The following is a 26,128-nucleotide window of genomic DNA, read 5'->3' as shown; positions in this document are numbered from 1 at the left end:
CCGGTGCGCACACACGAAAGAGCGGAACAACCAGGCCGGAATATGGCCAGTCGTCCTCAGCGTCCTCGCTGTGTAATTGCCTGCCCGTCACAAGGACCGGCAGGAGTTTTCAAAGGAACCTCCAACCCATCACAAGGGATGGGCCGGGGTTGTCAATCTGGCGTTGACTTTTGGCACGCTGTTGAGTTCTCAAGGTACGGACGCTTCCTTTGTTCCCGTTTCCGAGCCCTCCGGGCGCTTCCTTCGTTTCCGACTCTATCAGATCCTTTCGGCGCCTGATTCCCGGTCGGCGGGATTTGCTTTCGGGGTTTTCGCTTTCGCGGTTCCCTTTCGGCGTGTTCACTACTTTAGCCGATTTCCCGGGCGGCTCATAATCGAGCCATTGAATCCGAATTCCGGCATGCCGAAACAAGGACCCGTTCGGGTCAGTTGCTAGGTAGTGGGTGGCCGCTTCGGGTTGCTGAACAGCAGGGCCCGTCTCAAGCGGCTCGGGCTACGTTAGGCGTCCGGCCGGGTCGAGTCAAGTTGCGCGGCGGCGTGGCTGATGCGCCCGGTACGGGCTGACTGTCGGGTCGTCAGAGATCCAGAACCGCCAGGGATGCGGGGCTACGTCACCGCCCACGCCGGTGCGCGGTCCGCTGCGTACCAGGTCGGCGGGTGGCAGGGTCCCCGTAAGTACGGAGAAAGGGCATCCGTACCGGTGCAGACGTCCGTGCCGTCGAGGGCCCGGTCGACGTCCAGGGCCGTGGCCAGCCGGGCCGGTCCTTTGGCCAGTTCCTTGTCATTTCGGGCCGAGATTCGACGTTTGCGCGCGAGCTCCGCGCCCACCTGGATCTCACCCGCTCGGAGCAGGACCCCGCTCGCCGCGCCCTCCGGCCCGCACACCACGTTCAGGCAGTGCCACGTCCCGTACGTGAAGTAGACGTACGCGTGGCCGGCAGGCCGAACATCACGCCGTTGCGCCGTGCGGCCGCGGAAGGCGTGCGATCCGGAGTCGTTCGCGCCGTCGTACGCCTCCACCTCCGTGAGCCGCAGCTCGACCGGGCCGTCGGCGGTGCGGCGCACGAGGGTGCGACCCAGGAGGTCGGGGCGACCTCCAGGACGGGGCGGTCGAAGAATCCGCGTGGGAGTGGCGTACGTTCGGGGCCCGCAATCATGGCGTCCGAGCGTACTCGGTGGAGGAGGACGGAACCGGAGGCCGCGATCGTGCGTTTAGAGGGGGCAGGATCTATGGAGGGAACAGCATGGGGTTCAAGCGGCTGCTTGCGAGTCTGGGTGCCGGTGGCGCTTCGGTGGAGACGGAGCTGACCGAGGCGAACGTGGTGCCGGGCGGTGTCGTCCAGGGCGAGATGCGGATCCAGGGCGGATCCGTGGACCAGCTGATCGAGGGGCTCTCGGTCGGTCTCCAGGCGCGGGTCGAGGTCGAGGGCGGTGACCACGAGGCCAAGCAGGACATCGAGTTCACCAAACTGCGCCTCGGCGGCGCCTTCGAGGTGAAGGCGGGCGCGGTGCACGTGGTGCCGTTCGGCCTGGAGATTCCGTGGGAGACGCCGGTCACGACGATCGACGGTCAGCCGCTGCGCGGATGCACATCGGTGTGACGACGGAGCTGGAGATCGCGCGCGCCGTGGACTCGGGCGACCTGGACCCGATCAACGTGCACCCGCTGCCGGCGCAGCGGGCGATTCTCAACGCCTTCATCCAGCTGGGCTTCCGCTTCAAGAGCGCGGACATGGAGCGCGGGCACATCCGCGGACGCGCCAGCGGCTGCCGTTCTACCAGGAGATCGAGTTCTACGCGCCGTCGGAGTACCGGGGCCTCAACCAGGTGGAGCTGACCTTCGTCGCGGACGACCGCGCGATGGACGTCGTCCTGGAGATGGACAGAAGCCGGGGCTGTTCAGCGAGGGCAGCGACTCGTACCGCTCGTTCCAGGTGGGTCTGCACGACTACCAGGGGACGGACTGGGCGGCATATCTGCACCAGTGGCTGGCGGAGGTCGGCGGCCGGCGCAACTGGTTCTGGGCTCGCCTTCGTCACTGGTTACCGATCAGGAGGTGCCCGCGTGAGCGAGCTCAAGAGGCCGCCGCTCCCCCACGACTTCCACCCCGAGGTGCCCTCGTTCACCGTGGTGAGCGAGGACGTCCAGGAGGTGCGCCGCTGCAGGACGCCCAGGTGTACGCGGCCGGGAACACGTCCCCACCTTCGGTGGGAGGGTCCCGGCGGAGACCGAGAGCTTCGCGGTGACGTGCTTCGACCCGGACGCCCCGACGGGCAGCGGGTTTGGCACTGGGTGGTGTTCGACATCCCGGCGTCGGCGACCGAGCTGCCGGTCGGCGCGGGCAGCGGGAAGTTCGTGGGTCTGCCGGCCGGGGTCCAGGTCCGCAACGACTACGGGTCGAAGGACTTCGGCGGGCAGCTCCGCCGGCCGGGGAATCGCACCGCTATGTGTTCACCGTTTACGCGGTGGATTCCGCGAAGCTGGGACCGGACGCGGACGTGTCGCCTGCCGTCGTCGGATTCAATCTGCGGTTCCACACCCTGGCACGCGCCCAGCTGATCAGTACGTACACGGGTCCCTCGAACAGCTGACTCCGGGTAGCTGATCGTTCCTTCATTGTTTGCCCTGCTCTGGTCTTGGAGAGATCAGAGCAGGGCATTCTTAATGCGTTGTCCGTCGTGGCGAGCCCGGCCGGGGTTGATCCAAGCCCGCCAGGGGGGGCCGGCACTACGCGGAGGTGGGCAGGATGCGGGACACGCTGGTACTGAACGCGAGCTTCGAGCCGCTGTCGACGGTCACTCTCAACCGTGCGGTCGTGCTGGTCCTCCAGGACAAGGCCGTCGTCGAGCAGGAGCATCCCGAGCTCAGGATGCGTGCGGCCGCGGTGGAGATACCGGTGCCGCGGGTGATCAGGCTCTGCAGGTACGTACAGGTGCCGTTCCGAAGACAGGCACCGTGGTCGAGAAGGGGTGCTGGTCCGGGACCAGCACCGGTGCGCGTACTGCGGGCGGCGCGCGACGACCGTGGACCACGTGGTGCCGCGGGCCCAGGGCGCGGGACAGCTGGCTCAATACGGTGGCGTCCTGCGCCGGGGACAACCACCGCAAGGCCGACCGGACGCCGGAGGAGGCGAGGATGCCGTTGCTGCGCGAGCCGTTCGTGCCGTCTCCTGCGGATGCGATGCTGCTCGGCATGGCTGCGGGGGATCGCTCCGCGCTGCCGGAGTGGTTGGCGCGCGGGGCGGCGTAAGCGTGCCGCTGAGTGTGCGGTCGTTCGGCTGCGGGCCGGTGGGGGCTTGTCGCGCAGTTCCCCGCGCCCTAAAAAGAAGGGGCCGCCTCTTCCAGAGGCGGCCCCTTTCTTCTCTCAGCGCAGCACCAGCTGCACGATCGCCACCACTCCCACCGTGATCACCCCCGCAGCACCGCCGGCTTCGGGCGGCGGCCTACCTTCGCGCCGATCTGGCCTCCTATCGTCGAGCCGACCGCGATGAGCAGGACCGCCGTCCAGTCGAAGTCGGCGACGAAGAGGAAGAAGACCGCGGCGACACCGTTGACCAGGGCCGCGAGGATGTTCTTGACCGCGTTGACGCGCTGCAGGCTCTCGGGGAGCAGCAGGCCCATCAGGGAGAGGTAGAGCACGCCCTGGGCCGCGCCGAAGTAGCCCCCGTACACGCTGGCGAGGAAGAGGCCGGTGAGCAGGACAGGGCCGCCGTCGGGGTGGGCCTGGGTGCCGTTGGCCTCGCGGCGGCGCTTGACGGCGGCGGCGATGCGCGGCTGGAAGAGGACGAGCAGCAGCGCGAGCCCGACCAGTACGGGGACGATCGCGTCGAACGCGTCGGACGGCAGGGCGAGCAGCAGGATCGCCCCGACGAGCCCGCCGATCAGGCCGGTGGACGCGAGGCGCAGGATGCGGCAGGTCTGGCCGCGCAGTTCGCGGCGGTAGCCGACGGCTCCGCTGATGGAGCCGGAGACCAGGCCGAGGGTGTTGGACACGTTCGCCGTGATCGGCGGGAGACCGGTGGCCAGCAGCACGGGAAAGGTGATCAGGGTGCCTGAGCCGACGATCGTGTTGATGGTGCCGGCGCCGATGCCGACCGCGAAGACCGCGAGTGCTTCCCAGATGGACAACGCCATCTCCTTGCACAATCAGTGAGACGCCTCCCCGCCATGGAGGTCGAGGGGCCGCACCGATCATGCACGGATGTTGTACTGCGCGGTCAACTGGTCTCGGTCTACGGGCGGTTCCTCGCGGCGCTCGGATCCCGTGTTGAAGCCGGGCATCCCGCTGCCGAGGTTGCCGAACGCGCCGGAGAGGCCCTTGAGCGCGTCGCCGATCTCGCTGGGCACGATCCAGAGCTTGTTGGCGTCGCCCTCGGCGATCTTGGGGAGCATCTGGAGGTACTGGTACGAGAGGAGCTTCTGGTCGGGGTCGCCCGCGTGGATGGACTCGAAGACCGTACGGATCGCCTGGGCCTCGCCCTCGGCGCGCAGCGCGGCGGCCTTGGCCTCGCCTTCGGCGCGCAGGATCGCGGACTGCTTCTCGCCCTCGGCGCGCAGGATCTCGGACTGCCGGACACCTTCGGCCTGGAGGATCGCGGCGCGCTTGTCCCGGTCGGCGCGCATCTGCTTCTCCATCGAGTCCTGGATGGAGGTCGGCGGCTCGATGGCCTTGAGCTCGACGCGGTTGACGCGGATGCCCCACTTGCCGGTGGCCTCGTCGAGGACGCCCCGCAGGGCCGCGTTGATCTCCTCGCGGGAGGTGAGGGTCCGCTCCAGGTCCATGCCGCCGATGATGTTGCGCAGCGTGGTGACGGTGAGCTGTTCGATCGCCTGGATGTAGCTGGCGACCTCGTACGTGGCGGCGCGGGCGTCGGTCACCTGGTAGTAGATGACGGTGTCGATGTTGACGACCAGGTTGTCCTGGGTGATCACCGGCTGCGGCGGGAACGGCACGACCTGCTCGCGGAGGTCGATGCGGTTGCGGATCGAGTCGATGAACAGGACGACGATGTTCAGGCCCGCGTTCAGCGTCCTCGTATAGCGGCCGAAGCGCTCCACGATGGCCGCGCTGGCCTGCGGGATCACCTGGATGGTCTTGATCAGGGCGATGAAGACCAGCACCACCAGAATGATCAGGACGATGATGATCGCTGACATCGCGTTCCCCGTGCCTTTCTTGCCTCTAGGAAGTGCTCGGCAACTGTGCGGCTCCCGGTCCGGATGATCCTGGCATGGTTCACATCACGATGGCAGTCGCTCCGTCGATCTCGACCACATCGACCTGCTGGCCGGGGTCGAAGGACCGGTCGGCGTCGAGGCTGCAGGCCGACCAGATCTCGCCCGCCAGTTTGATCCGCCCGCCGCTGCCGTCGACCCGTTCGAGGACGACGGCCTGACGGCCCTTCAGCGCGTCGATGCCGGAGGCGAAGCGGGGGCGCTCGGCGCTGTGCCGGGCCGCGATGGGCCGGACGACGGCGATCAGGGCGACCGAGACCACGACGAACACGAGCACTTGCGCGACGGTGCCGAGGCCCAGGCCCGCGGCCCGGCGCGGCGACCGCGCCGACGGCCAGCATGCCGAATTCCGGCACGGCGGTCAGCACCAGGGGAATCCCGAGACCCGCCGCCGCGATCAGCCACCCAGCCCATGCGTCCACGAGGTCATGGTAGGTCCGGGCACCCCGTCACGGACAGTGCGCCCGGGGAGCGCCCGGGGTCAGCCGAGGGGCAGACCGGTCGCGGAGTAGCGGTCGCCACGGTGTTCGACGACGAGCAGGAGTCCGAAGCAGAGGAGAGGTTGCGGGAGGTGAGCTCGGTCTCCATGGGGCCGGCGGCGAGCACCTTGCCCTGGCGGATCATGAGGACGTGGGTGAAGCCGGGGGCGATCTCCTCGACGTGGTGCGTGACCATGACCATCGAGGGCGCGTACGGGTCGCGGGCGAGGCGGCCGAGGCGGCGGACCAGGTCCTCGCGGCCGCCGAGGTCGAGACCGGCGGCAGGCTCGTCGAGGAGCAGCAGCTCGGGGTCGGTCATCATCGCGCGGGCGATCAGGGTGCGCTTGCGCTCGCCCTCGGAGAGGGTGCCGAACTTGCGGTCTACGTAGTCGGTCATGCCGAGCCGGTCGAGGAAGGCGCGGGCGCGCTCCTCGTCGACCGCGTCGTACTGCTCCTGCCAGGTGGCGGTCATGCCGTACGCGGCGGTGAGGACCGTCTGGAGCACGGTCTGGCGCTTGGGGAGCTTGTCGGCCATGGCGACGCCGGCCATGCCGATGCGCGGGCGCAGCTCGAACACGTCGACCTTGCCGAGGCGGTCGCCGAGGATCTTCGCCGTACCGGTGGTCGGGAAGAGGTAGCTGGAGGCGATGTTGAGGAGGGTGGTCTTGCCGGCGCCGTTGGGCCCGAGGATCACCCAGCGCTCGCCCTCCTTGACCGACCAGGAGACGTCGTCCACCAGAGCGCGTCCGTCGCGGACCACGGATACGTCCACCAGCTCCAGTACATCGCTCATGAGCGCGTTGTCTCCCCATGCAATCGTCTTGAGGTCCGGGCTGTGCCTGTGGGCAGGGTCCCGGGGAAATCTCCCAGGAAACCTACGCCACTGAGGGAGTGGACCTGCCGTGAGGGCCAGTACCTAGGCTGGGTCCATGTTCTCGGAACCACGTTCAGGTCGGCTGGCCGCATGGGGAAATACCCTGTTGGCCGGGAAAGTTTCACCGGATGACGCCGCGTCGGCGATCGTCGAGGACGACACGGTGCACCGGGTGGCGGGGCTGCCGGGTGAGGCGGGGCCGGTGGGGCTCACGCTGGCGCTCGGGCGGCTGCGGGGGCTCGGGGTGACCGGCTTCCGGGTCGCGCTGCCCGCGCCGGGGCATCCGCTGGGGCTCAGCGGGCCGTCGGAGTTCAACGCGCGGGCGCTGGACGCGGCGGAGGCGGTCGTCGGGTTCGGGCGCCGCACGGTCTGGTGCCGGAGGTGAGCGAGGTGGGGCCCGCGGGTGATGTGCGGGTGGAGGTCGTCTGGCGGTGCATGGCGGTACGGGAGGCGCCGCCGGCTGATGTGCCCTCGCTCGGGGAGGCGGAGCGCGAGCTGGCGGAGGCGCTGCGGGAGGCGACGGTCGTCCTGACCCGGCTCGACGTCGCCGGGTCAGGGCCGGCGGCAGAGGCGGCGATCGACGCGTACCGGGCGCGGGCGGAGGGGCCGGACTCGCCGGTCCTGGCTCCCGGGTATCCGCCGCGGGCGGTACGGGTCCTTGAGCTGGCCCGGCAGGTGGGGCTGCTGGTGGAGGTGGCCCAGGCGGCGGAGGGTGTGGGCGGGGCGGTGAGCGCGTCGGAGCTGGCGGCTCGGGCGGAGGCGCTGCGGCCGGTGGAGCGGGTGGCTCGGCGGGCTCGGGTGGCGGCGTACAACGCGTACGTGGAGGGTGCCCCACCCCGCCCCTTCCCCTAAACCCTCCGGGGGTGGGTTGGGGGTGAAGGAGGCTCTCCCGGCGGCTGCGCCCCCGGACCCCCCGCGGGCCTGCGGCCCCTGCACCCGGCCCGGGGCTTCGCCCCGGACCCCGTGCAGGGGTGGGTGGGTTACCGGGGGCTTCGCCCCGGACCCCGTTCGTCTGCGGGCTGTCTGTGGCTGGTCGCGCAGTTCCCGCCCCTAGTGGGCGCCCCGAAGGGCGCATTTAAGGGCGCGGGGGAACTGCGCTAGCACCAGCACGGTCTGCGGCAGCACGGGCCCGGGGCGCGGCCGCACAGAGGTCTGGGGGCGCGGCCCCCGGCCCCGACCCCCACCCGGCCGCCCGCCCCGGGCACGGGGAAAGGGCGGGGTGGGGACACACGCCTGGTCGCTCGGTGGTCAGGAGTTGGTGGACTCGTTGCCGAACGCCGGGTTGAGGATGCCGACGACGTTCAGCGTGTTGCCCGTGGCGTTGACCGGGACGTGGACCGGGACCTGGACCAGGTTGCCGGAGGCGACGCCCGGGGAGTGCTCGGCCTTGCCGTCCGCGCACGCTCCACCGTGCGCGGCGGCCCACCCGCGCCGGCTGCGACGATTCCTCCGGCGACCATGGCGACGGCGGCGGCCTTCTTCAGGTTCTTCACTTCAGGTTCCTCCTGGTCTCGCTGCGACGGTCCGCCGCAGCACGCCCTGGAGAACGCCCACCGGTCGCCGGGGATGCGCCGGACAGGTGACATCCACCGACGGTATGAAGTTTTCACTGGAGCATGACGATCCGTATTTACGGCTATACGGCCGTCAGGTCGTCATGCCGTGGCGGACCGCCCACAGGGCCGCCTGGGTGCGGTCCGCCAGGTCCAGCTTCATCAGGATGTTGGAGACGTGTGTCTTCACCGTCTTCTCGGAGAGGACCAGGGCCCGGGCGATCTCCCTGTTCGAGCGGCCGTCCGCGATCAGGCCCAGGACCTCGCGCTCGCGCTCGGTGAGCGAGGTGCCCCGGCCCTGGCCGCCGCCCGCGTCGTCCTGGGAGAGCAGCGCGCCCGCGACCTCCGGCTGGAGCAGCACGTGCCCCGCGTGCACCGAGCGGATCGCGCCGGCCAGCGCCTCCGGGTCCACGTCCTTGTACACATAGCCCGCCGCGCCCGCCCGCAGCGCGGGCACCACCGTGCGCTGCTCGGTGAAGCTGGTGACGATCAGCACCTTCGCCGGGTTGGCGAGGGTCCGCAGCTTGCGCAGCGCCTCGATGCCGTCCATGCCGGGCATCTTCACGTCCATCAGGACGACGTCCGGCTTGAGCTCCTCGGCGCGGGCGACCCCTCCGCCCCGTCGGCGGCCTCGCCGACGACCTCTATGTCGTCCTGGACCTCCAGGAACGTCCGCAGGCCGCGGCGGACCACCTGGTGGTCGTCGACCAGGAGGACTTTGATGCTGTCAGCCACCTGGCACCTCCATCTCGATCGTGGCGCCCTCTCCGGGCGCCGATTTCCTGATGAGCCGGCCGCCGACGCCGCCGGCCCGGTGTCGCATGGACACCAGGCCGAGGTGACGGCCGGCGCAGCGGACCCACGGGGTTCGAATCCACGGCCGTCGTCGACGACCCGCAGGGCGGCGCCCTGGCCGCGCCGGATGAGGACGACCGAGACGTGCTCGGCGTCCGAGTGGCGCAGGGCGTTGTGCAGGGCCTCCTGGGCGACGCGCAGCAGCGCCTCCTCCTGTGCGGGCGGCAGTGCCCGTACTCCGCAGTTCTCGAAGGTGACCTCGGCGCTGTGGGCGCGGTCGAGGACCTGGATCTGGGTACGGAGGGTGTTGACCAGGCCGTCTTCTTCCAGGGCGGCCGGGCGCAGCTCGACCACGGCCGCGCGCAGTTCGTCGGCGGCCTCGGCGGCGAGCGTGGCGACCTGCTGGAGCTCGCCCTTGGCGCGCGCGGGGTCGCGGTCCACCAGGGCGGTGGCGGCCGGGCGGTCAGCCGGAGCGAGAAGAGCTTCTGGCTGACCGCGTCGTGCAGCTCGTGGGCGAGGCGGGTGCGCTCCTCGGTGATGGTGAGCTCGCGGCTGCGCTCGTACAGCCAGGCGTTGGTCAGGGCGATCGCCGCGTGCTGGGCGAGGATGCCGAGCAGTTCGGCGTCGTCCTCGGTGAAGCCGCAGCCGCCCTCCGGCTTGGGGCAGCGCTTGTTGGCGAGGAAGAGCGTGCCCAGCGTCTCGTCGCCGTCGCGGATCGGCACGCCCAGGAAGTCGGACATGTCGGGGTGCGCGGCGGGCCAGCCGCCGAAGCGGGGTCCTTGCGGACGTCGGCGATCCGCTCCGGCTTCCGGTCGTTGAGCATCGCCGCGAGGATGCCGTGCTGGCGCGGCAGCGAGCCGATCGCCTTCCACTGCTCGTCGCTGACGCCGTCGACGACGAACTGGGCGAAGCCGCCGTGGTCGTCGGGGACGCCGAGCGCCGCGTACTCCGCGTCGAGCAGGTCGCGGGCCGACGCGACGATCGTCTTGAGGACGTCGCGGACCTCCAGATGCCTGCTCATCGCGAGGAGCGCGGTGCTCACGGCGGCGAGGCCGGAGCTCGGTCGATGGCTCATGGGATCACCGTACCCGTGGGGTGTGACGGTCCGTATCCGCCTGTGGACGGCGGCCGGATGGGTCCCGGGAACTGGGTCGAAGTGCCTTGGGCGGCTGGTGCGCGCGGCTGAGGCGGCGGGGGCGGGCGGGGAGTGACGCTGGGGCTGTCGGCGGACCGGGGCCCGTGCGGCCGACGCGCACCGCCGACGGAGGACAGCGACGCAGCGGACTGCGAGGGGACGGAAGACCATGCCGGTAGCGATCATCACGGGGGCTTCGAAGGGACTGGGGCGGGCGCTCGCGCGGGCGCTGGCGGCCCGCGGCTGGGACCTCGTCCTGGACGCGAGGACCGCATCCGTACTGAAGGAGACAGCCGACGCGCTCGACGGCCACGGAACGAAGGTCGTGGCGCTCGCCGGGGACGTGACGGACGCCGCGCACCGCCGGGCGCTGGTGGCGGCGGCCGGGGAGTGGGCGGGCTCGATCTCCTCGTGCACAACGCAGGCGCGCTCGGCGCCGAGCTGCTGGTGCCGCTGGAGCGGCAGAGTCTGGAGGGGTTCGGGCGGCCCTTGAGACCAATGTGGTGGCGGCGCTCGGGCTCGTACAGGAGTCGCTCGGCCTGCTGCGGGGCTCGGAGGCGGGGGCGGTGCTGGCGGTCAGCTCCGACGCGGCGGCCGGGGCTATGCGACCTGGGGCGGGTACGGGGCGTCCAGGCGGCGCTCGACCAGCTGGCGGCCGTGCTCGCGGTGGAGGAGCCGGGGCTTCGGGTGTGGGCGGTGGACCCGGGCGACATGCGGACCGATCTGTACCGGGCGGCCGTGCCGGGCGACGAGGACGAGCGGCCGGAGCCCGAGACGGTGGTGCCCGGCTTCCTGAGCCTGATCGAGCGCCGGCCCGCGAGCGGGCGGTACGCGGCTCCCGCGCTGGTGGAGGTGGCCCGGTGAGGCGGAGCCCGGGCGGAGCAGGGGCGCGATGACGGCGGACATCGCGATCCGGGTGCCCGAGGAGCTGATGGCCTCGGTGCCCGCCGAGGTGCGCGGCTCGGGGCGGGACGACGTGCGGCTGATGGTGTCGCGCGGCACCGAGGTCTCCCATCACGCGTTCCGGGAGCTGGCCGCACTGCGGGCCGGGGACGTCCTGGTCGTCAACACGTCCGCGACCATGCCGTCGGCCGTGGACGCCACGGTCGACGGCGAGCAGGTGGTCGTGCACTTCTCGACGCTGGGCCCGGACGGGCGCTGGGCGTCGAGCTGCGCACCCGGGGCCGTCGGGCAGCACCCGGCGGCGTACCGGTACGCGCGCGTGGACGGCGGTGGCGCTGCCGGGCGGGCGGCGCCTGTGCCTGGAGGAGCCGCTCAGCGCGGACGGGGACCGGCTGTGGTGGGCCCGTGCGGACCCCTCGGACGTGCCGGGGCTGCTCGCGCGCTACGGGCGGCCGATCCGGTACGCGTACACCTCGGGCGACCAGCCGCTCTCCGCGTACCAGACGGTCTTCGCGCTGCCCGCGCCCGACGGGGTGGGCTCGGCGGAGATGCCGAGCGCGGCCCGGCCCTTCACGGTGGACCTGGTGCGGCGCGGGGTGCAGTTCGCGCCGATCACCCTGCATGCGGGGTGGCCTCGGCCCAGGCGCACGAGCCGCCCTATCCGGAGCGGTTCGAGGTGCGGTGTCCACTGCGCTGTTGGTCAATGCAGCGCGAGCCGGTAGCGGGCGGATCGTGGCGGTGGGGACGACCGCGGTGCGGGCACTGGAGTCCGCTGCCGGAGTGGACGGGGTGGTGCGGCCCGCGTCGGGGTGGACGGATCTGGTGGTGACGCCCGGGCGCGGGGTACGCGTGGTGGACGGGCTGCTGACCGGGCTGCACGAGCCGGAGGCCTCGCACCTGCTGATGCTGGAGGCGATCGCGGGGCGGGCGGCGATAGGCGCCGCGTACGCCGAGGCGCTGAGCGCGCTCTACCTCTGGCACGAGTTCGGCGACGTCCACCTCATCCTTCCGGACGAGAACCGTCACACAATGAATTGCTCATGCAACTGATGGTGAGACTGTTGCGTGGTCGATGTGAGCCCGCGCATAGGACGCACATCACTTACGAAGCAGCGTAGTGGGTAAATAAAGGCCTTGTGAGCGGGGCGAGCGGGGGCGGGAGGTGCTTTTTCCCCGCCCCTGATCCACTATCCCGCTTCGTAGGTCACACCTTTGCCACAGGATTTTGCGGCCGCTAAGAATGGCTCCCGTCGCACAGCGCTGCGGCTCACCGCCGCGGCGCTTTCGTGTGCCGTCCCCGCCATTCGGAAGAGGTCCCACAACCATGCCCGAGTCCAGCAACCCTGGTCACAGTCGTCTGAACAAGACGCACAAGATCTCGATTGCCGGTGTCGCCGCTGCCGGCGCCGCCGCCCTCGCCTTCTCGGTCCTGCCGGGCAGCGGCGAGTCGGGTACCGCCGTGGCCGCCGAGCCCGTCGCCTTCTCCGTGACCGCCGCCGGCACCAGCGCGAAGGCCGTCAGGGCGAGCATCGCCAAGCAGCACGTCACCGCCGCCAAGCAGGCCAAGGCGAAGGCCGAGGCCGACGCGAAGGCCAAGGCCGAGGCCGAGGCGAAGAAGCGCGCGGCCGACGCCGCCGCGAGCCGCTCCGCCGCCCGCAAGCCGGTGTACGCCAACAACCTGGACGGCTGGATCAAGCAGTCCCTGGACATCATGAAGTCCAAGGGCATCCCGGGTTCGTACAACGGTCTGTACCGCAACATCATGCGCGAGTCGACCGGCAACCCGAACGCGATCAACGGCTGGGACATCAACGCCGTCAACGGCGTCCCGTCGAAGGGGCTGCTCCAGGTCATCCAGCCGACCTTCAACGCGTACCACGTGCCCGGCACGTCGTGGAACATCTACGACCCGGTCGCCAACATCACCGCGACCGCCAACTACGCGGCCGACAAGTACGGCTCGATGGACAACGTCAACGGCGCCTACTGACCGACGTCGACACAGAAAGGGCGGCACCCCGCACGGGATGCCGCCCTTCGTCGTGTTCCAGGGCCGCTACTTGCGCATGACCTCGGGCTCGTGGCGGCGCAGCAGGCGCGCGACCGCGAAGCCGCAGATGACGCCGAGGGCGATCAGCACGGTGATGTTGATGCCCCACTGAGCCGCCGAGTGCTTCCACAGCGGGTCCAGGTCGGTGGGGTTGTTCTGGTCCCACGGCGGCATCAGGTGCGCGAGGTCCAGGGTCGTACCGGCGCCCGCGATGGCCCAGCGCGACGGCATCAGCCAGGCGAACTGCTCAAGGCCGATCGAGCCGAAGACCTTGAAGAGGATGCCGGTGAAGACGACCTGCACGATGGCGAACATGACAAGGAGCGGCATGGTCTTCTCGGCGGTCTTCACCAGCGAGGAGATGACCAGGCCGAACATCATCGAGGTGAAGCCGAGGGCGATGACCACCAGGCAGATCTCGACGGCCGGCGGCATGATCAGGCCCTCCTCGGGGAGGTCCCAGGTGGAGAAGCCGATGCCGCAGATGATGACGCCCTGGATCGCGGTGATCACGCCGAGCACGATGACCTTGGACATCAGATAGGCCGAGCAGGAGAGGCCGGTGGCCCGTTCCCGTTCGTAGATGACCCGTTCCTTGATCAGCTCTCGTACGGAGTTGGCCGCGCCCGAGAAGCACATGCCGACCGCGAGGATCAGCATGATCGTGCCCGCGTCGCCGTTGAACTTGCTGGCGCCGGTCGGCAGGGCGAGGCCGAACTTCGCCGGGATGACCACGCTGACCGCGCCGAGGACGGCGGGCGGCATCACCATCAGGCCCAGGAAGCCCTTGTCGGAGGCGATGACCGACGAGTACCGCCGCATCAGCGTCCACAGCTGCGCGCCCCAGCTCTGCGGCTTGGGCGGGCGCATCTGGTTGGGGGACGGCATCTGGACCGACTGGGCGGCCACCGCGTCGATGTCCGCGGCGTACATCTGGTAGTGCTGCGAGCCCTTCCAGCGGCCCGCCCAGTCGTAGTCGCGGTAGTTCTCGAAGGCGGAGAAGACATCGGCCCGGGTGCCGTAGCCGAAGAAGTTCAGCGCCTCCTCGGGCGGACCGAAGTACGCCACCGAGCCGCCCGGCGCCATCACCAGGAGCTTGTCGCAGATCGCCAGCTCGGCCACCGAGTGGGTGACGACGAGGACCGTGCGGCCGTCGTCGGCGAGCCGCGCAGCGACTGCATGACGTCGCGGTCCATGCCCGGGTCGAGGCCGGAGGTCGGCTCGTCCAGGAAGATCAGGGACGGCTTGGTCAGCAGCTCCAGGGCGACGGAGACGCGCTTGCGCTGGCCACCGGAGAGGGAGGTGACCTTCTTCTCCTTGTGGATGTCCAGCTTGAGCTCGCCGAGGACCTCGTCGATCCGCTGCTGGCGCTCGGCCTCGCTGGTGTCGGCGGGGAAGCGCAGCTTGGCCGCGTACTTCAGCGCCTTCTTGACGGTCAGCTCCTTGTGCAGGATGTCGTCCTGCGGGACCAGACCGATGCGCTGGCGCAGCTCGGCGAACTGCTTGTACAGGTTCCGGTTGTCGTAGAGGACGTCGCCCTGGTTGGCGGGCCGGTAGCCGGTGAGCGCCTTGAGCAGGGTGGACTTGCCGGAACCCGAGGGGCCGATGACGGCGATCAGCGACTTCTCCGGAACGCCGAAGGAGACGTCCTTGAGGATCTGCTTGCCGCCGTCGACCGTCACCGTGAGGTGGCAGGCCGAGAAGGAGACGTCACCGGTGTCGACGAACTCTTCGAGCCGGTCGCCGACGATGCGGAAGGTGGAGTGGCCGACGCCGACGATGTCGTTCGGGCCGAGCAGCGCGGAGCCGCCCTTGGCGATCGGCATGCCGTTGACGTACGTGCCGTTGTGCGAGCCGAGGTCGCGGATCTCCATGCGGCCGTCGGGCGTCGAGTGGAACTCGGCGTGGTGGCGCGAGACCTGCAGGTCGGAGACGACCAGCTCGTTCTCAAGCGCACGGCCGATGCGCATCACCCGGCCGAGGGCCACCTGGTGGAACGTGGTGGGGCTGCGGTCGCCGTAGGCCGCCGACGCGCCCGCGCCCTGGCCGGGGCCCTGCTGCGGCGGGACCTGCTGCGGGACGTGCGCCTGCGGGGGCTGCTGCTGCGGCGCCTGCTGCCGGGGGCCTGCTGCGGTGCCTGCTGGGGAACGTGCTGCTGCAGGGCCGGCTGCTGGGGCTGCTGCGGCTGTTGCGGGGCCCAGCCCTGGCCGCCGTGCTGGGGCTGCTGCGCCGGGGCCTGCTGCGGTGTCTGCTGGGCGGCGGCCGGTGCGCTGTACGCGGCGGCTCCCGCCGGGGCGGCAGCGGCGGCGCCGGCGGTGAGATTCAGCCGCGGGCCGTCCGTCGCGTTGCCCAGGTGCACCGAGGAGCCGGGGCCGATTTCCATCTGGTGGATCCGCTGACCCTGCACATAGGTGCCGTTGGTGCTGCCGTGGTCCTCGATGACCCAACTCCGGCCGCCCCAGCTGATCGTGGCGTGCCGCCACGAGACCCTGGCGTCGTCGATCACCATGTCGCCCTGCGGATCACGTCGAGGGTGTACGACCGGGACGCGTCGAGCGTCCAGGTCCTGCCATTCAATTCCAGTACGAGTTCCGGCACTCCATGCCCCACTTGTTGTCCCCCGAGCAATCCCCCGATACAGGGAGTCTAGGGATGGCGAACATCGTGGGGAACTATTTCAGGCCCAGGCTCGTATCCGAAACCCGGCCCTTGTGAATAACGTGCACAGACCTGTTGCAGTCGAGCAGCAGCCGTGTACGTGCGCCGTTGACTCAGGAGAAACGCGCCCGGAAAGTAGTAAGCACCCATGACTGCGCACGGATCGTGAGCGAATGGGACAAGTGGGACCAATCCCGGGGGCCTGATGAGCATGGGCGACAGGGGCGGAAAGAGGGTTCCGGGGCGCTCGGGACCCCGGGTGCGACGAGGCCCGAGGGGCGCCCGGCCCCATTCCCTGGGCCGATGTCCTGCTGGCTTCCATCGCCTCGGTCAGCTGGGCGCTGGTCGCGATGGCGGGCACGGCGGCCCTCGGGCTGCATCTGCTCGGCGCCGACGCGGCCGGGGCGCTGGGGCCGATGACGGCGACCGTGGTGGTGCTCGGGGCGGGCGGCTCGGTCACCCCGTCGGGCGACGTCTCGGCGTTCGGTCTGACGGGTGCGCAGGCGAAGCGGCCGTCGAGATCACGCCACTGGGGGTGTCGCTCGCCGGGGCGGTGCTGCTCGCCTTCTTCTTCCTGCGCTCACTGCGGGCGGCGGGCGCGGTGCCGCCCGGCGCGGAGCTCGCGGCGCGGGCGGGCGGGGTCGTGGTGCTGTTCGTCGGGGTGGTGGCGGGGCTCGCCTGGGCCGGCCACGACCTGGTCACCATCGACGGGGGTCGCTCGGCCTCGACACGGGGAAGTCGCCGGGCAGCGGCGGGGTGTCGATCCCAGGCTCGGCGACCTGGGTGACCTCGGGGACATCGGCGGGCTGCTGCCGGACCGGCTCGGCAAGCTCGCCGACGCCAAGGCGCAGGTCGGCTTCACCGTGAACACGGCGGACTCGCTGGCAGGCGCGGTGTTCTGGGTGCTCGGGGTGCTGCTGATCGCGCTGCTCGCCTCGCGGCGCTCGCCGCTGCCGCGCGGCTGGGAGTGGGTGCACCGGGTCGTGCGGCCGGCCGCGTCGGCGCTGGTCGCGGTGGCCCTGGTGGCGGTCGTGGCGGGGCTCGCGGCGGCGGCGTACGCGATGGTGGGCGACGGGCATCCCGGGCGCATCGCGGGCGCCGCGCTGCTCGGCGCGCCGAGCAGGGTGTGGCTGGCGCTTCCGCTCGGCCTGTTCGTCCCGTGGAGCGGCCATGCCGCGGGGCGCTGGTGCAGGTGCTGCCGGATCCGCTGGACAAGCTGCTCGGCTTCAAGAACGACCAGAGCGTGAGCCTGGGGCGGCTGGCCGAACTGGACGGGCGCGTCTGGCTGTTGGCGGTCGCCACGGGCGTGATGATGCTGTACGCGGGGGTGCTCGCGGCGGCGCGCACGCCGGTGCGGGGTTGTCGGCGGGCGCGTTCTCGGGGCGGTGCGCGGTGGGGCTGGGGGTGGCGACCGCGGTCGCGCTGCCGCTTCTGGTGTGGCTGACGGGGTGTCCGCGGACGCGTCGCTGTCCGTGCTGGGGTTCAACGCGTTCGGGGCGGGGGTGGAGCTGCACGGGAACGCGGGGCTTGCGCTGGTGCTGGGGGCGGGGTGGGGGCGTTGGCGGGGGGCCTGGGGGGGCTGTTGGCGTACGGGGTCGGGGCCGCGGGGCGTCGGGCGGCCCCGCTGGCCCGCCCCGCCCGGGCCGGGGCCGGGTGGGCCTTCTGCGGAGGAGGTGTACGGGCGGGCGGGTCCCTACCCGCCGTCGCCGGTATATCGGCCTTCGCGGGATGAGACGAATCCGTATCTGCGGGGGAAGGGGGCCGGGGTGGGCCCCTCCACCCCCCAGCCCTCCGGGGGTGGGTGGGGGTGGAGGCGGCTTTCCCGGGGGCTGCGGCCCCGGACCCCGTCGCGGGCCTGCGGCCCCTGCACCCCGCCTTTCGGGGCTACGCCCCGGATCCCGTTCGTCTGCGGACCGTGTGTGGCTGGTCGCGCGGTTCCCGCGCCCCTTGAATGCCACTGCGCGGCAATCCCCTGAGCGCCCCGCAGGGGCGCTTTCAGGGGCGCGGGGAACCGCGCGACCAGCCCAGCACGGTCCGCAGACGAATCCCGGCCGACTTCCACTTCACCCCTGAGTGACCAGCAGGTTTCGCTCCGCTGTCATCTTCGGTTCCTGCGGGGGCGCAGCTGTCCGGTGGGCGGGACAGGGCGTCGGGCGCCGCCGGTGGGCCTATACGGTGGAAGCACCATGAGCGCTTCTCAGCCCCCTCGCCCCGCTGGTCACAGCGGCGACGCGCCCCCCCGGCGCGGACACGCCGACCCTGCTCGTCAAGATCTTCGGGAAGGACCGGCCGGGCATCACCGCCGGGCTCTTCGACACCCTCGCCGCCTACTCCGTCGACGTCGTCGACATCGAGCAGGTCGTCACCCGTGGCCGTATCGTCCTGTGCGCGCTCGTCACCGAGCCGACCGTGAGCACGGAGGGCGAGCTGCGCGCCACCGTGCACAGCTGGGCGGAGTCGCTGCGGCTCCAGGCCGAGATCATCTCCGGCACCGGCGACAACCGGCCGCGCGGCAGCGGGCGTTCGCACGTCACCGTGCTCAGGCACCCGCTCACCGCCGAGTCCACGGCGGCCATAGCGGCCCGGATCACCGCGACCGGCGGCAACATCGACCGTATCTTCCGGCTCGCCAAGTACCCCGTGACGGCCGTCGAGTTCGCCGTCTCCGGCACCGAGACCGAACCCCTGCGCACCGCGCTCGCCACCGAGGCCGCGGCCCTCGGCGTGGACGTCGCCGTCGTCTCGGCGGGGCTGCACCGCCGCGCCCAGCGGCTGGTCGTCATGGACGTGGACTCCACGCTCATCCAGGACGAGGTCATCGAGCTCTTCGCCGCGCACGCCGGGTGCGAGGACAAGGTCGCCGAGGTCACCGCCCAGGCGATGCAGGGCGAGCTCGACTTCGAGCAGTCGCTGCACGCGCGCGTGGCGCTGCTCGCGGGGCTCGACGCGTCCGTCGTGGACAAGGTCCGCGCCGAGGTGCGGCTCACCCCGGCGCCCGCACCCTGATCCGTACGCTCAAGCGGCTCGGTTACCAAGTGGGCGTCGTCTCCGGTGGGTTCACCCAGGTCACCGATGATCTGCGGGAGCGGCTCGGGCTGGACTTCGCCTCCGCCAACACCCTGGAGATCGTCGACGGCAAGCTCACCGGGCGCGTCACCAGGGCCGTCGTGGACCGGGCCGGGAAGGCTCGGCTGCTGCGCGAGTTCGCGGCGGAGGCGGGCGTCCCGCTCGACCAGACCGTGGCGATCGGCGACGGGGCCAACGACCTCGACATGCTCAACGCGGCCGGTCTGGGCGTCGCGTTCAACGCCAAGCCGGTGGTCCGCCGGGCCGCCGACACCGCCGTGAACGTGCCGTTCCTGGACACCGTCCTCTACCTCCTCGGCATCACCCGCGAAGAGGTCGAGGCCGCCGACGGCTTCGTGGACCTGCCCCACTAGTCACGTACGTAAGCGCATAGTCACGAACGCAAGCGAAGGCCCGGAGGCGTTGCCCCTCCGGGGCCCCTTTCGCTGTACGACTCACTCGTGCGGCGCCCAGAAGTCCGTCAGCCTGCCCACGCCGTGCTCCACCGTCTTCCACGAGCCGGTGAACGCCACCACCGCGAACGCGGCCGTCGGGAAGCCGCTGCGGTTCATCCTCGGCAGCACGTCGCCCTCGACCTCGCCCGCCAGCGCGTCGGCGAGCGCGTGCATCCCGGGTTGTGGCCGACCAGGAGGACGTTGTCGACGTCGTCCGGCGTCTCGTTCAGGAGGGCGAGCAGCTCGCCGAGCGAGGCCTCGTACAGCCGCTCCTCGTACACGGTCCTGGGGCGGTGCGGCAGTTCCTGCACGGCCAGTTTCCAGGTCTCGCGGGTACGGGCCGCGGTCGAGCAGAAGTCAGGTCGAGGGCGATTCCGGTCTCGGCGAGCCTGCGCCCGGCCACCAGGGCGTCCGTGCGGCCGCGGTCGGCGAGCGGCCGGTCGTGGTCGGACACCTGGGGCCAGTCGGCTTTCGCATGCCGGAGGAGGACGATCCTGCGGGGTGTGTCGACGCTCATGCCCAACAGCTTCGCACGAATCACGCCATCGGGCGCAGGCTCCCGGTGAGCTCTCGCGCCAGGGTTGACAAGGGTGTTCACCGGGACAGCGAGTGCTGAATGCGGTCCATGAGGTGGCTGATAGCGGGGTCCCCGGACGCGGCCTCGGCGTCGTGCGAGCCCGTGATGAGCACGAGCAGCACGACGAAGGCGACGGTGGGGAGCGCGACGCCCCACCAGGGGAGCCGGAAGTCGGCGCGGCCGGTGGCCGGCTGGGTGGACCGGGTGTGCGTACGGGCCGACATGGCCGCCTCCGTAAATCCGCAAAGGTGAAGTACGTGGTCTCGCTGACGTACTTCGAACCTACGGAAGGAGGAGCCCTGAGCCCATCGGGTGACCCACCCACTTACCCCGGGGCTTTTCCCTAGGGGTCAGGGGGCCAGCACCACCATGGGGCGCGTCGGCGCAGGTCGGGGTGAGGCGATCGTCGCGATCACGGCGATGACCACGGTGATCGCCAGCATCGCGCCGAGCACGATGAGGAGCTTCTTCTGACCGTTCTGGGGGTTCGGGTCGAGCACGGGCATGCGCTCAGTCTCGCATCCCCGCTTCGTCCTCCACCGTCCGGTCCCGGCCCGCCAGCGAACCGACGGCGATCTGCAGCACCATCAGGCCCGCCATCAGCGCGATCGGCAGGCCCCAGCCGCCGCTGCTGTCGTAGAGGGCGCCGACCAGGGTGGGGCCGGGGATGGAGATGAGGTACCCGGTGGACTGGGCGAAGGCGGAGAGCCGCACCACGCCGGTGCCGGTGCGGGTGCGCATCCCGATCATGGTGAGGGCGAGCGGGAAGGCGCAGTTGGAGATGCCGAGGAGCAGCGCCCAGGCCCAGGCTCCGGCGGCCGGGGCGAAGTAGAGGCCCGCGTAGCCGGCGAGGCCGCAGGCGCCGAGGACGGCGACGATCGGGCCCTGGTTGCGCATCCAGGTGGCGACGCGCGGGATGACGAACGCGAGCGGCACGCCCATCACCATGGTCACCGCGAGCAGGACGCCCGCGGTCCCGGCGGACACCCCGGCGTCCCGGAAGATCTGCGGCATCCAGCCCATCGTGATGTACGCGGCGGTGGCCTGGAGGCCGAAGAAGCAGGCGAGCGCCCAGGCGGTACGGCTGCGGGTGATCTTGAAGGCGGGGGCCTCCGCGTCCTCCCGTACGGCCGAGGGCTGTCCGGCCGGCCGGCCGGTGCGGTCGCGGACGAGCAGCAGCCACGGCAGTACGGCGACGGCGGCGAGCAGCGCCCACATGCTCAGGCCGGTGCGCCAGCTGCCGCCGAGGACATCGGTGACCGGGACGGTGGCGGCGGCGGCCAGGGCGGTGCCGCCGCGAGGGCCATCGAGTACAGGCCGGTCATGGAGCCGACGCGGTCCGGGAAGTACCGCTTGACGATCACCGGCATCAGCACGTTGCTGACGGCTATGCCCATCAGGGCGAGCGCGCTGGCCGCGAGGAAGCCCGGGTGCCGCCGGCGAACGGCCGCAGCAGCAGGCCCGCGGCGATCGCGGCCATGCCCGCGCAGACGACGGCGGCGGGGCCGAAGCGGCGGGCGAGGCGGGGGCGAAGACGCCGAAGACGGCGAAGCAGAGCGGCGGTACGGAGGTGAGGACACCGGCGACGCTGCCGCTCATGTGCAGTCCGTCGCGCACCTCTTCGAAGAGCGCGCCGAGGCTGGTGATGGCGGGGCGCAGGTTGAGCGCGGCGAGGACGAGGCCGACGAGCACCAGGCGGGTGGTCCACGCCCGGTCGTCCGTGCGCGGGCCCGCGGGGGCTTCAATGGAGGTGTTGGGCGTGGTGCCCGGCGCGGGGCTCAGGGTGCGGGTCTCGTCGTCGGCCATGGCACCATCATAGAATCATGGGATGATTGGTTGTCCAATCGCTTGGGCGGCCAAGGCCGTGACCAGCACGGCCACGAACACAAGGGGCGGCATGGCGCTGAGCTCTCCCCGGCGGTCCGCCCTCGCCGACCAGGTGATCGCGCAGTTGCGCAACCAGATCACCTCGGGCGAGTGGCCGGTGGGATCGCGCATCCCCACCGAACCCGAGCTGGTCGAGCAGCTGGGGGTGGCGCGCAACACGGTCCGCGAGGCGGTCCGGGCGCTCGCGCACAACGGGCTGCTCGACATCCGCCAGGGCTCGGGCACGTACGTGGTCGCGACGAGCGAGCTGGCGGGCGTGATGCACCGGCGCTTCGCCGACGCCGATCCCCGCCATGTGGCGGAACTGCGCTCCACCCTGGAGTCGTCGGCGGCCCGCCTCGCGGCCGAACGGCGTACGGCACGTGACCTGGCCCAGCTGGATGCGCTGCTCGCGCGGCGCGAGGAGGCCGGGAGTCGGGCGACGCGGAGGCGTTCGTGGCCGCCGACGCCACGCTGCACCTGGCGATCGTCGCGGCCTCGCACAACGACGTCCTGACCGAGCTCTACGCCGACCTCGGCGATCTGCTGCGCGACTGGCTCCGCGACGACGTGGGCCGCGAGCTGCGGCCGGAGAACCCTTGGACCACGCCCGCCTCGTCGAGGCGATCCGGGCGGGCGACGCGGAATCCGCTGCCGCGGAGGCTGCGGGCCAGCGTTCGTCTGCCTGAGCGAACGCATCTGAGTGCTTCGCTGCGCGGGGGCTTTCGGCTGCGGGTTGTCTGTGGCTGGTCGCGCAGTTCCCCGCGCCCCGGGGGCGCCCGCCCTAGCGCCGGACCGGCGCTACCGGCTTCTCATGGGTGACCCACACCGCCCGCACCTCTTTCCAGCAGCGGTCGGTGAGCCGTACGGTCGGCGCCGGCCCGACCTCCACCGGGGCCGCGTCGGCATCGATGTCCCACCAGCGGGCGCACTCGGTGTGCAGCCGCACCCGGTCGGTTTCGGGGTACGGGTTGTGGCAGTACGCGATGACGTGCGAGCCCCGCACCGAGGTGTGCAGTCGGCCCCGAAGGGCTCGGGCGGCGCGGCCGGGGCGGGGTCGTCGGCGGTGGCGGCCCGGACGACCGAGGGAAGGGCGAGTCCGGCGAGGGCCGTGAGCAGCAGCGCCGCCAGGGCGACGGCTCGGCGCTGGGCCGTACGCAAGGGCCGCACAGGCCCACCTCCTCCCCGGCCGACTGCCCGACTTGTCCGCTTCGATCAGTCTGCGGGGAGTTGGCGCGACACGCACGACGGCCGCCCTCCGTCCGCGCGAGCGGAGGGAGGGCGGCCGTGGAAAGCGAGAGGCTCAGGCCCCGTAAAGCAGAAGGCTCAGGCCCCCATCATGTGCACGCCACCATCGACGTGGACGATCTCGCCCGTCGACCCCTTTTCAACGCCCTGCTTGCACTGCTCGGCCCCGAGGGGCCTCACAGGCTTCGTGGGCTGCACCGGACTCCGTCCGGTGGACCGGGGCGGCTCCCCGGTGCCCCCTGGAGAACCGGGCGTCGCACACCGTTCATGACGCCGTCGGGCGTCCTACGCGCCCATCATGTGCACGCCACCATCGACGTGGACGATCTCGCCCGTCGTCTTCGGGAACCAGTCCGAGAGCAGGGCCACGATGGCGCGGCCGGTCGGCTCGGGGTCGGCCATGTTCCACTCCAGCGGGGAGCGGGTGTTCCACACGTCCGCCAGGTCCGTGAAGCCCGGGATGGACTTCGCGGCCATCGAGCCGATCAGGCCCGCCGAGACCAGGTTGCAGCGGATGCCCTCCTTGCCCAGGTCGCGGGCGAGGTAGCGGGAGGTCGCCTCCAGGGCGGCCTTCGCCGGGCCCATCCAGTCGTACTGCGGCCAGGCGAACTGCGCGTCGAAGGTCAGACCGACGACCGCGCCGCCGGAGCTCATCAGCAGGCGGCAGGCCATGGTCAGCGACTTCAGCGAGAACGCCGAGACGTGCATCGCCGTCGCGACCGACTCGAAGGGGTGTTGAGGAAGTTGCCGCCGAGGGCGTCCTGCGGGGCGAAGCCGATGGAGTGGACGACGCCGTCGAGGCTGCCGAGCTCGTCCTTGACCAGGCCCGCGAGCCGGTCCAGGTGCTCCTGGTTGGTCACGTCGAGCTCGATGACCTTGGCGGGCTTCGGGAGCTTCTTGGCGATGCGCTCGGTGAGCGTGGGCCGCGGGAAGGCCGTGAGGATGACCTCGGCGCCCTGCTCCTGGGCCAGCTTCGCGGCGTGGAAGGCGATGGAGGACTCCATCAGCACACCCGTGATCAGGACGCGCTTACCGTCGAGAATTCCGCTCATGTGATCAGTGACCCATGCCCAATCCGCCGTCAACCGGGATGACGGCACCAGTGATGTACGAGGCGTCGTCCGAGGCGAGGAAGCGGACCGCGGCCGCGATCTCCTCGGGCTGCGCGTAGCGGCCCAGCGGCACCCCGGAAAGGATCGAGGTGCGCTGCTCGTCGGTGAGCACCTTGGTCATGTCGGTGTCGACAAAACCGGGTGCGACGACGTTGAAAGTGATGTTGCGGGAGCCCAGCTCGCGCGCAGGAGCGGGCGAACCCGACGAGACCGGCCTGGAGGCCGCGTAGTTGGCCTGGCCGGGCGAGCCCATCAGACCGACCACGGACGAGATCAGGACGACCCGGCCCTTCTTGGCGCGCAGCATGCCGCGGTTGGCGCGCTTCACGACCCGGAAGGTGCCGGTGAGGTTGGTGTCCAGGACCGAGGTGAAGTCCTCCTCGGACATCCGCATCAGCAGCTGGTCCTTGGTGACCCCGGCGTTGGCGACGAGCACCTCGACGGGCCCGTGGGCCTCCTCGATCTGCTTGTAGGCCTGCTCCACCTGCTCGGCGTCGGTGATGTCGCACTTGACGGCGAGGAACCCCTCCTCCTGGAGGGCGTCCGGCTCTCCGGAGCGGTAGGTGATCGCGACCTTGTCGCCCATGGAGGCGAAAGCGCGGGCGATGGCGAGGCCGATGCCCCGGTTTCCTCCGGTGACGAGAACCGAGCGGCTCAACGGATCACCCTTTCGATAGCGGTTTCGTACTTCCGCAAACTATCGGTACCGGCCGTTGTACGAGGAATCGACCTGTGACAGTGGCGTACGGGATGCGCTGTGGGGTCCCTACAGAAGTCCCCACTCCCAGCCCCTCCTCCACCAGCCGCACGGAACCCGGAACCCCTGTCACACCTCTCTGCGAGACTGGTGCTCCTCGGCCTCCTGGAAGGGTTCTGGGCATGACTGTGCAATACACGGAACACGATGGACCTCTGATCCCACAACCAGCGATGACCAGGGACAGCGTGCGTGAAGCCGTCAGAAGAATCAGCCTTTCGCACCTGGCCGAGTTCGACCGCGAGTGCGCCGATGCCTTCGACCGAGCGGTTCAGACCCAGTCGGTCAACCCGCTGCGCTTCTTCCTTATCAAGTGGGCGACGTTCGTGGCTGTTGAACGCTGGCCCGCACGGGCGGCGGCGCTGCACGACGCCGAGCGCCGCGCCGGAGACCCCGGGGCCACGGAGGAACAGTTTCGCGCGGCAATGGACACCACCAGCCGGATCCTGGCCGAAGCACAGCAAGAGATCGGCCTGTGACCAAGCGCGGCGAAGGCATGGAGGACGAGAGCGGCTGGGCCTTCGAGTACGACCCGAGTGCGGAGTGGGTACTCGGTGACATGCCCGACGATCTCAGGGATGAGGTGGAGAGAATCGCCGCCGGTCTGACCGATCTGGCCGCACTGGGGCTCGATCCCAAGGACGGGAGCCTGGCAGACGACCTCAACCCCATGCGTCTGAGGACCTACGAGGATGAACACCTGATGCTGTGGTATCAGACGATCCCCCACAGAAAGCGTGTTTACCTCAAGAGGGTCAATCTCTGGTCAGTCCACACCCGCCTCCTGATCCAACTACTGACTCGAAGTACGGGCGCGACAGAGAGTCGGCCGAGCAACGCGTCGCCGAGGTTCTTGAGGATGTCGAGCGGGTCGTCGAGGTTGCCCACTCGACCTTGCCCGATGTGCGGCTGATGCCCGGGCTCTTGGCGCAGTCGGTGCACACCACGATGTCGCCGTCCTGCGTATGGGCGACGAGGATATGCACCTCCTTGGCCAGTTCCTCCCTGCAGCCGACCGACAATCACCGGCGCTCCTACCGTCCCCGCCGTGGTCCGGCCGCCTCGACGGTCAGTTGCGGTTCACCGCGTCGGATTGGACGGCGTTCCGGGCGGGCGTGTTCGCTGGCGAACTCTGAGTAGGCGAGTGGCAGCCGCCCAGAGGTTCGGATGGCGTCCGCTCTTGTCCAGCGTGCGCAGGCCCGAACAGGCCGCCACCCAACTGGTCAGCCTGCGATGCCCTCTTGGCCTCCTTGATCGGGTCGCTTTCTTCGGCTGTGCCGGTCGGCCGACCATCGGGGCCAGCGGTGCCGGCGGGCCACTCGGGCCAGGGGCTGGTGCCGGGGTCGTGGCGGGGCCGCAGTCCAGC

The 26,128-nt window shown here is 70.8% G+C and carries 7 protein-coding genes and 22 pseudogenes; 13 read left to right on the top strand and 16 right to left on the bottom strand.

The genetic code is table 11. From position 1 onward, the window contains the following. Nucleotides 1-520: 520 nt before the first annotated feature. A pseudogene (locus QIY60_RS22835) lies at nucleotides 521-1,157 on the bottom strand (DNA-3-methyladenine glycosylase). Between the two features lie 87 nt (nucleotides 1,158-1,244). Here QIY60_RS22835 and QIY60_RS22830 point away from each other — a divergent pair. The 3 pseudogenes from QIY60_RS22830 to QIY60_RS22820 all read left to right on the top strand — a co-directional run. Next, a pseudogene (locus QIY60_RS22830) lies at nucleotides 1,245-2,021 on the top strand (sporulation protein); the annotation flags it as partial. Nucleotides 2,022-2,064: 43 nt separating this feature from the next. After that, a pseudogene (locus tag QIY60_RS22825) lies at nucleotides 2,065-2,591 on the top strand (YbhB/YbcL family Raf kinase inhibitor-like protein). A 155-nt stretch (nucleotides 2,592-2,746) separates the two neighbouring features. Continuing rightward, nucleotides 2,747-3,249 (top strand): annotated as a pseudogene (locus QIY60_RS22820) (HNH endonuclease). 114 nt (nucleotides 3,250-3,363) lie between these two features. Here the strand turns inward: QIY60_RS22820 and QIY60_RS22815 are convergent. From QIY60_RS22815 to QIY60_RS22800, 4 genes and pseudogenes are all read right to left on the bottom strand, one after another. Further along, a pseudogene (locus QIY60_RS22815) lies at nucleotides 3,364-4,133 on the bottom strand (sulfite exporter TauE/SafE family protein). Between the two features lie 57 nt (nucleotides 4,134-4,190). Then, nucleotides 4,191-5,156 (bottom strand): SPFH domain-containing protein, encoded by a 966-nt coding sequence (locus tag QIY60_RS22810; protein ID WP_283144106.1) that lies wholly within the window; start codon nucleotides 5,154-5,156, stop codon nucleotides 4,191-4,193. A 79-nt stretch (nucleotides 5,157-5,235) separates the two neighbouring features. After that, nucleotides 5,236-5,656 (bottom strand): annotated as a pseudogene (locus QIY60_RS22805) (NfeD family protein). A 59-nt stretch (nucleotides 5,657-5,715) separates the two neighbouring features. Beyond that, a pseudogene (locus QIY60_RS22800) lies at nucleotides 5,716-6,506 on the bottom strand (ABC transporter ATP-binding protein). 136 nt (nucleotides 6,507-6,642) lie between these two features. On the opposite strand from QIY60_RS22800, the pseudogene QIY60_RS22795 reads away from it, so the two are divergent. Then, a pseudogene (locus QIY60_RS22795) lies at nucleotides 6,643-7,439 on the top strand (hypothetical protein). Nucleotides 7,440-7,835: 396 nt separating this feature from the next. Here the strand turns inward: QIY60_RS22795 and QIY60_RS22790 are convergent. The 3 pseudogenes from QIY60_RS22790 to QIY60_RS22780 all read right to left on the bottom strand — a co-directional run bounded on the left by QIY60_RS22790 (nucleotide 7,836) and on the right by QIY60_RS22780 (nucleotide 10,010). Further along, nucleotides 7,836-8,080, bottom strand: a pseudogene (locus QIY60_RS22790) (chaplin). A 154-nt stretch (nucleotides 8,081-8,234) separates the two neighbouring features. Continuing rightward, nucleotides 8,235-8,875: pseudogene (locus QIY60_RS22785) on the bottom strand (response regulator transcription factor). Then, nucleotides 8,868-10,010, bottom strand: a pseudogene (locus QIY60_RS22780) (GAF domain-containing sensor histidine kinase). Before QIY60_RS22780 ends, QIY60_RS22785 begins: the two co-directional pseudogenes overlap by 8 nt. Nucleotides 10,011-10,239: 229 nt before the next feature. On the opposite strand from QIY60_RS22780, the pseudogene QIY60_RS22775 reads away from it, so the two are divergent. The 3 genes and pseudogenes from QIY60_RS22775 to QIY60_RS22765 all read left to right on the top strand — a co-directional run bounded on the left by QIY60_RS22775 (nucleotide 10,240) and on the right by QIY60_RS22765 (nucleotide 12,963). After that, nucleotides 10,240-10,934 (top strand): annotated as a pseudogene (locus QIY60_RS22775) (SDR family NAD(P)-dependent oxidoreductase). 28 nt (nucleotides 10,935-10,962) lie between these two features. Beyond that, nucleotides 10,963-12,023, top strand: a pseudogene (locus tag QIY60_RS22770) (S-adenosylmethionine:tRNA ribosyltransferase-isomerase). Nucleotides 12,024-12,297: 274 nt separating this feature from the next. Continuing rightward, complete coding sequence (locus tag QIY60_RS22765) at nucleotides 12,298-12,963, top strand: transglycosylase SLT domain-containing protein (RefSeq protein WP_283144105.1); 666 nt, start codon at nucleotides 12,298-12,300, stop codon at nucleotides 12,961-12,963. Between the two features lie 66 nt (nucleotides 12,964-13,029). On the opposite strand, the pseudogene QIY60_RS22760 reads toward QIY60_RS22765, so the two are convergent. Next, nucleotides 13,030-15,633 (bottom strand): annotated as a pseudogene (locus QIY60_RS22760) (FHA domain-containing protein). Nucleotides 15,634-16,031: 398 nt separating this feature from the next. Here QIY60_RS22760 and QIY60_RS22755 point away from each other — a divergent pair. The 3 genes and pseudogenes from QIY60_RS22755 (at nucleotide 16,032) to serB (ending at nucleotide 19,121) form a co-directional block, all read left to right on the top strand. Then, a pseudogene (locus QIY60_RS22755) lies at nucleotides 16,032-17,657 on the top strand (streptophobe family protein). Nucleotides 17,658-17,895: 238 nt separating this feature from the next. After that, nucleotides 17,896-18,360, top strand: a pseudogene (locus QIY60_RS32795) (ACT domain-containing protein); the annotation flags it as partial. 164 nt (nucleotides 18,361-18,524) lie between these two features. Next, entirely contained in the window at nucleotides 18,525-19,121 is a 597-nt protein-coding gene (serB, locus tag QIY60_RS32790) for a phosphoserine phosphatase SerB (RefSeq protein WP_349253940.1), read from the top strand. 81 nt (nucleotides 19,122-19,202) lie between these two features. On the opposite strand, the pseudogene QIY60_RS22735 reads toward serB, so the two are convergent. The 4 genes and pseudogenes from QIY60_RS22735 to QIY60_RS22720 form a co-directional block, all read right to left on the bottom strand. Next, nucleotides 19,203-19,719: pseudogene (locus QIY60_RS22735) on the bottom strand (histidine phosphatase family protein). Between the two features lie 77 nt (nucleotides 19,720-19,796). Continuing rightward, on the bottom strand, nucleotides 19,797-20,003 hold the full coding sequence (locus QIY60_RS22730; protein WP_283144104.1) for a hypothetical protein: 207 nt from the start codon (nucleotides 20,001-20,003) through the stop codon (nucleotides 19,797-19,799). A gap of 168 nt (nucleotides 20,004-20,171) precedes the next feature. Then, nucleotides 20,172-20,285, bottom strand: a pseudogene (locus tag QIY60_RS22725) (SGM_5486 family transporter-associated protein); the annotation flags it as partial. A 4-nt stretch (nucleotides 20,286-20,289) separates the two neighbouring features. Next, nucleotides 20,290-21,585: pseudogene (locus QIY60_RS22720) on the bottom strand (MFS transporter). Nucleotides 21,586-21,676: 91 nt separating this feature from the next. Between QIY60_RS22720 and QIY60_RS22715 the strand changes: the two are divergent. Then, a pseudogene (locus tag QIY60_RS22715) lies at nucleotides 21,677-22,334 on the top strand (FadR/GntR family transcriptional regulator). Between the two features lie 95 nt (nucleotides 22,335-22,429). On the opposite strand, the pseudogene QIY60_RS22710 reads toward QIY60_RS22715, so the two are convergent. The 3 genes and pseudogenes from QIY60_RS22710 to QIY60_RS22700 form a co-directional block, all read right to left on the bottom strand. Continuing rightward, nucleotides 22,430-22,815, bottom strand: a pseudogene (locus QIY60_RS22710) (hypothetical protein). A gap of 363 nt (nucleotides 22,816-23,178) precedes the next feature. Next, nucleotides 23,179-23,945, bottom strand: a pseudogene (gene fabI, locus QIY60_RS22705) (enoyl-ACP reductase FabI). A gap of 4 nt (nucleotides 23,946-23,949) precedes the next feature. Then, nucleotides 23,950-24,663: a beta-ketoacyl-ACP reductase gene (locus tag QIY60_RS22700; RefSeq protein ID WP_283144103.1), complete on the bottom strand. Its 714-nt coding sequence runs from the start codon at nucleotides 24,661-24,663 to the stop codon at nucleotides 23,950-23,952. A gap of 272 nt (nucleotides 24,664-24,935) precedes the next feature. On the opposite strand from QIY60_RS22700, the gene QIY60_RS22695 reads away from it, so the two are divergent. Together QIY60_RS22695 and QIY60_RS22690 are read left to right on the top strand one after the other, a co-directional pair. Continuing rightward, complete coding sequence (locus QIY60_RS22695) at nucleotides 24,936-25,241, top strand: hypothetical protein (protein WP_283144102.1); 306 nt, start codon at nucleotides 24,936-24,938, stop codon at nucleotides 25,239-25,241. Beyond that, entirely contained in the window at nucleotides 25,238-25,675 is a 438-nt protein-coding gene (locus tag QIY60_RS22690) for a hypothetical protein (RefSeq protein ID WP_283144101.1), read from the top strand. The genes QIY60_RS22695 and QIY60_RS22690 overlap by 4 nt, the downstream gene beginning before the upstream one ends. The last annotated feature ends 453 nt before the right edge of the window (nucleotides 25,676-26,128 follow it).

It is taken from the genome of Streptomyces sp. BPTC-684, assembly GCF_030028635.1.
Taxonomy (GTDB): Bacteria; Actinomycetota; Actinomycetes; order Streptomycetales; family Streptomycetaceae; genus Streptomyces; species Streptomyces noboritoensis.
This window is presented reverse-complemented; position numbering and strand designations above follow the sequence as displayed.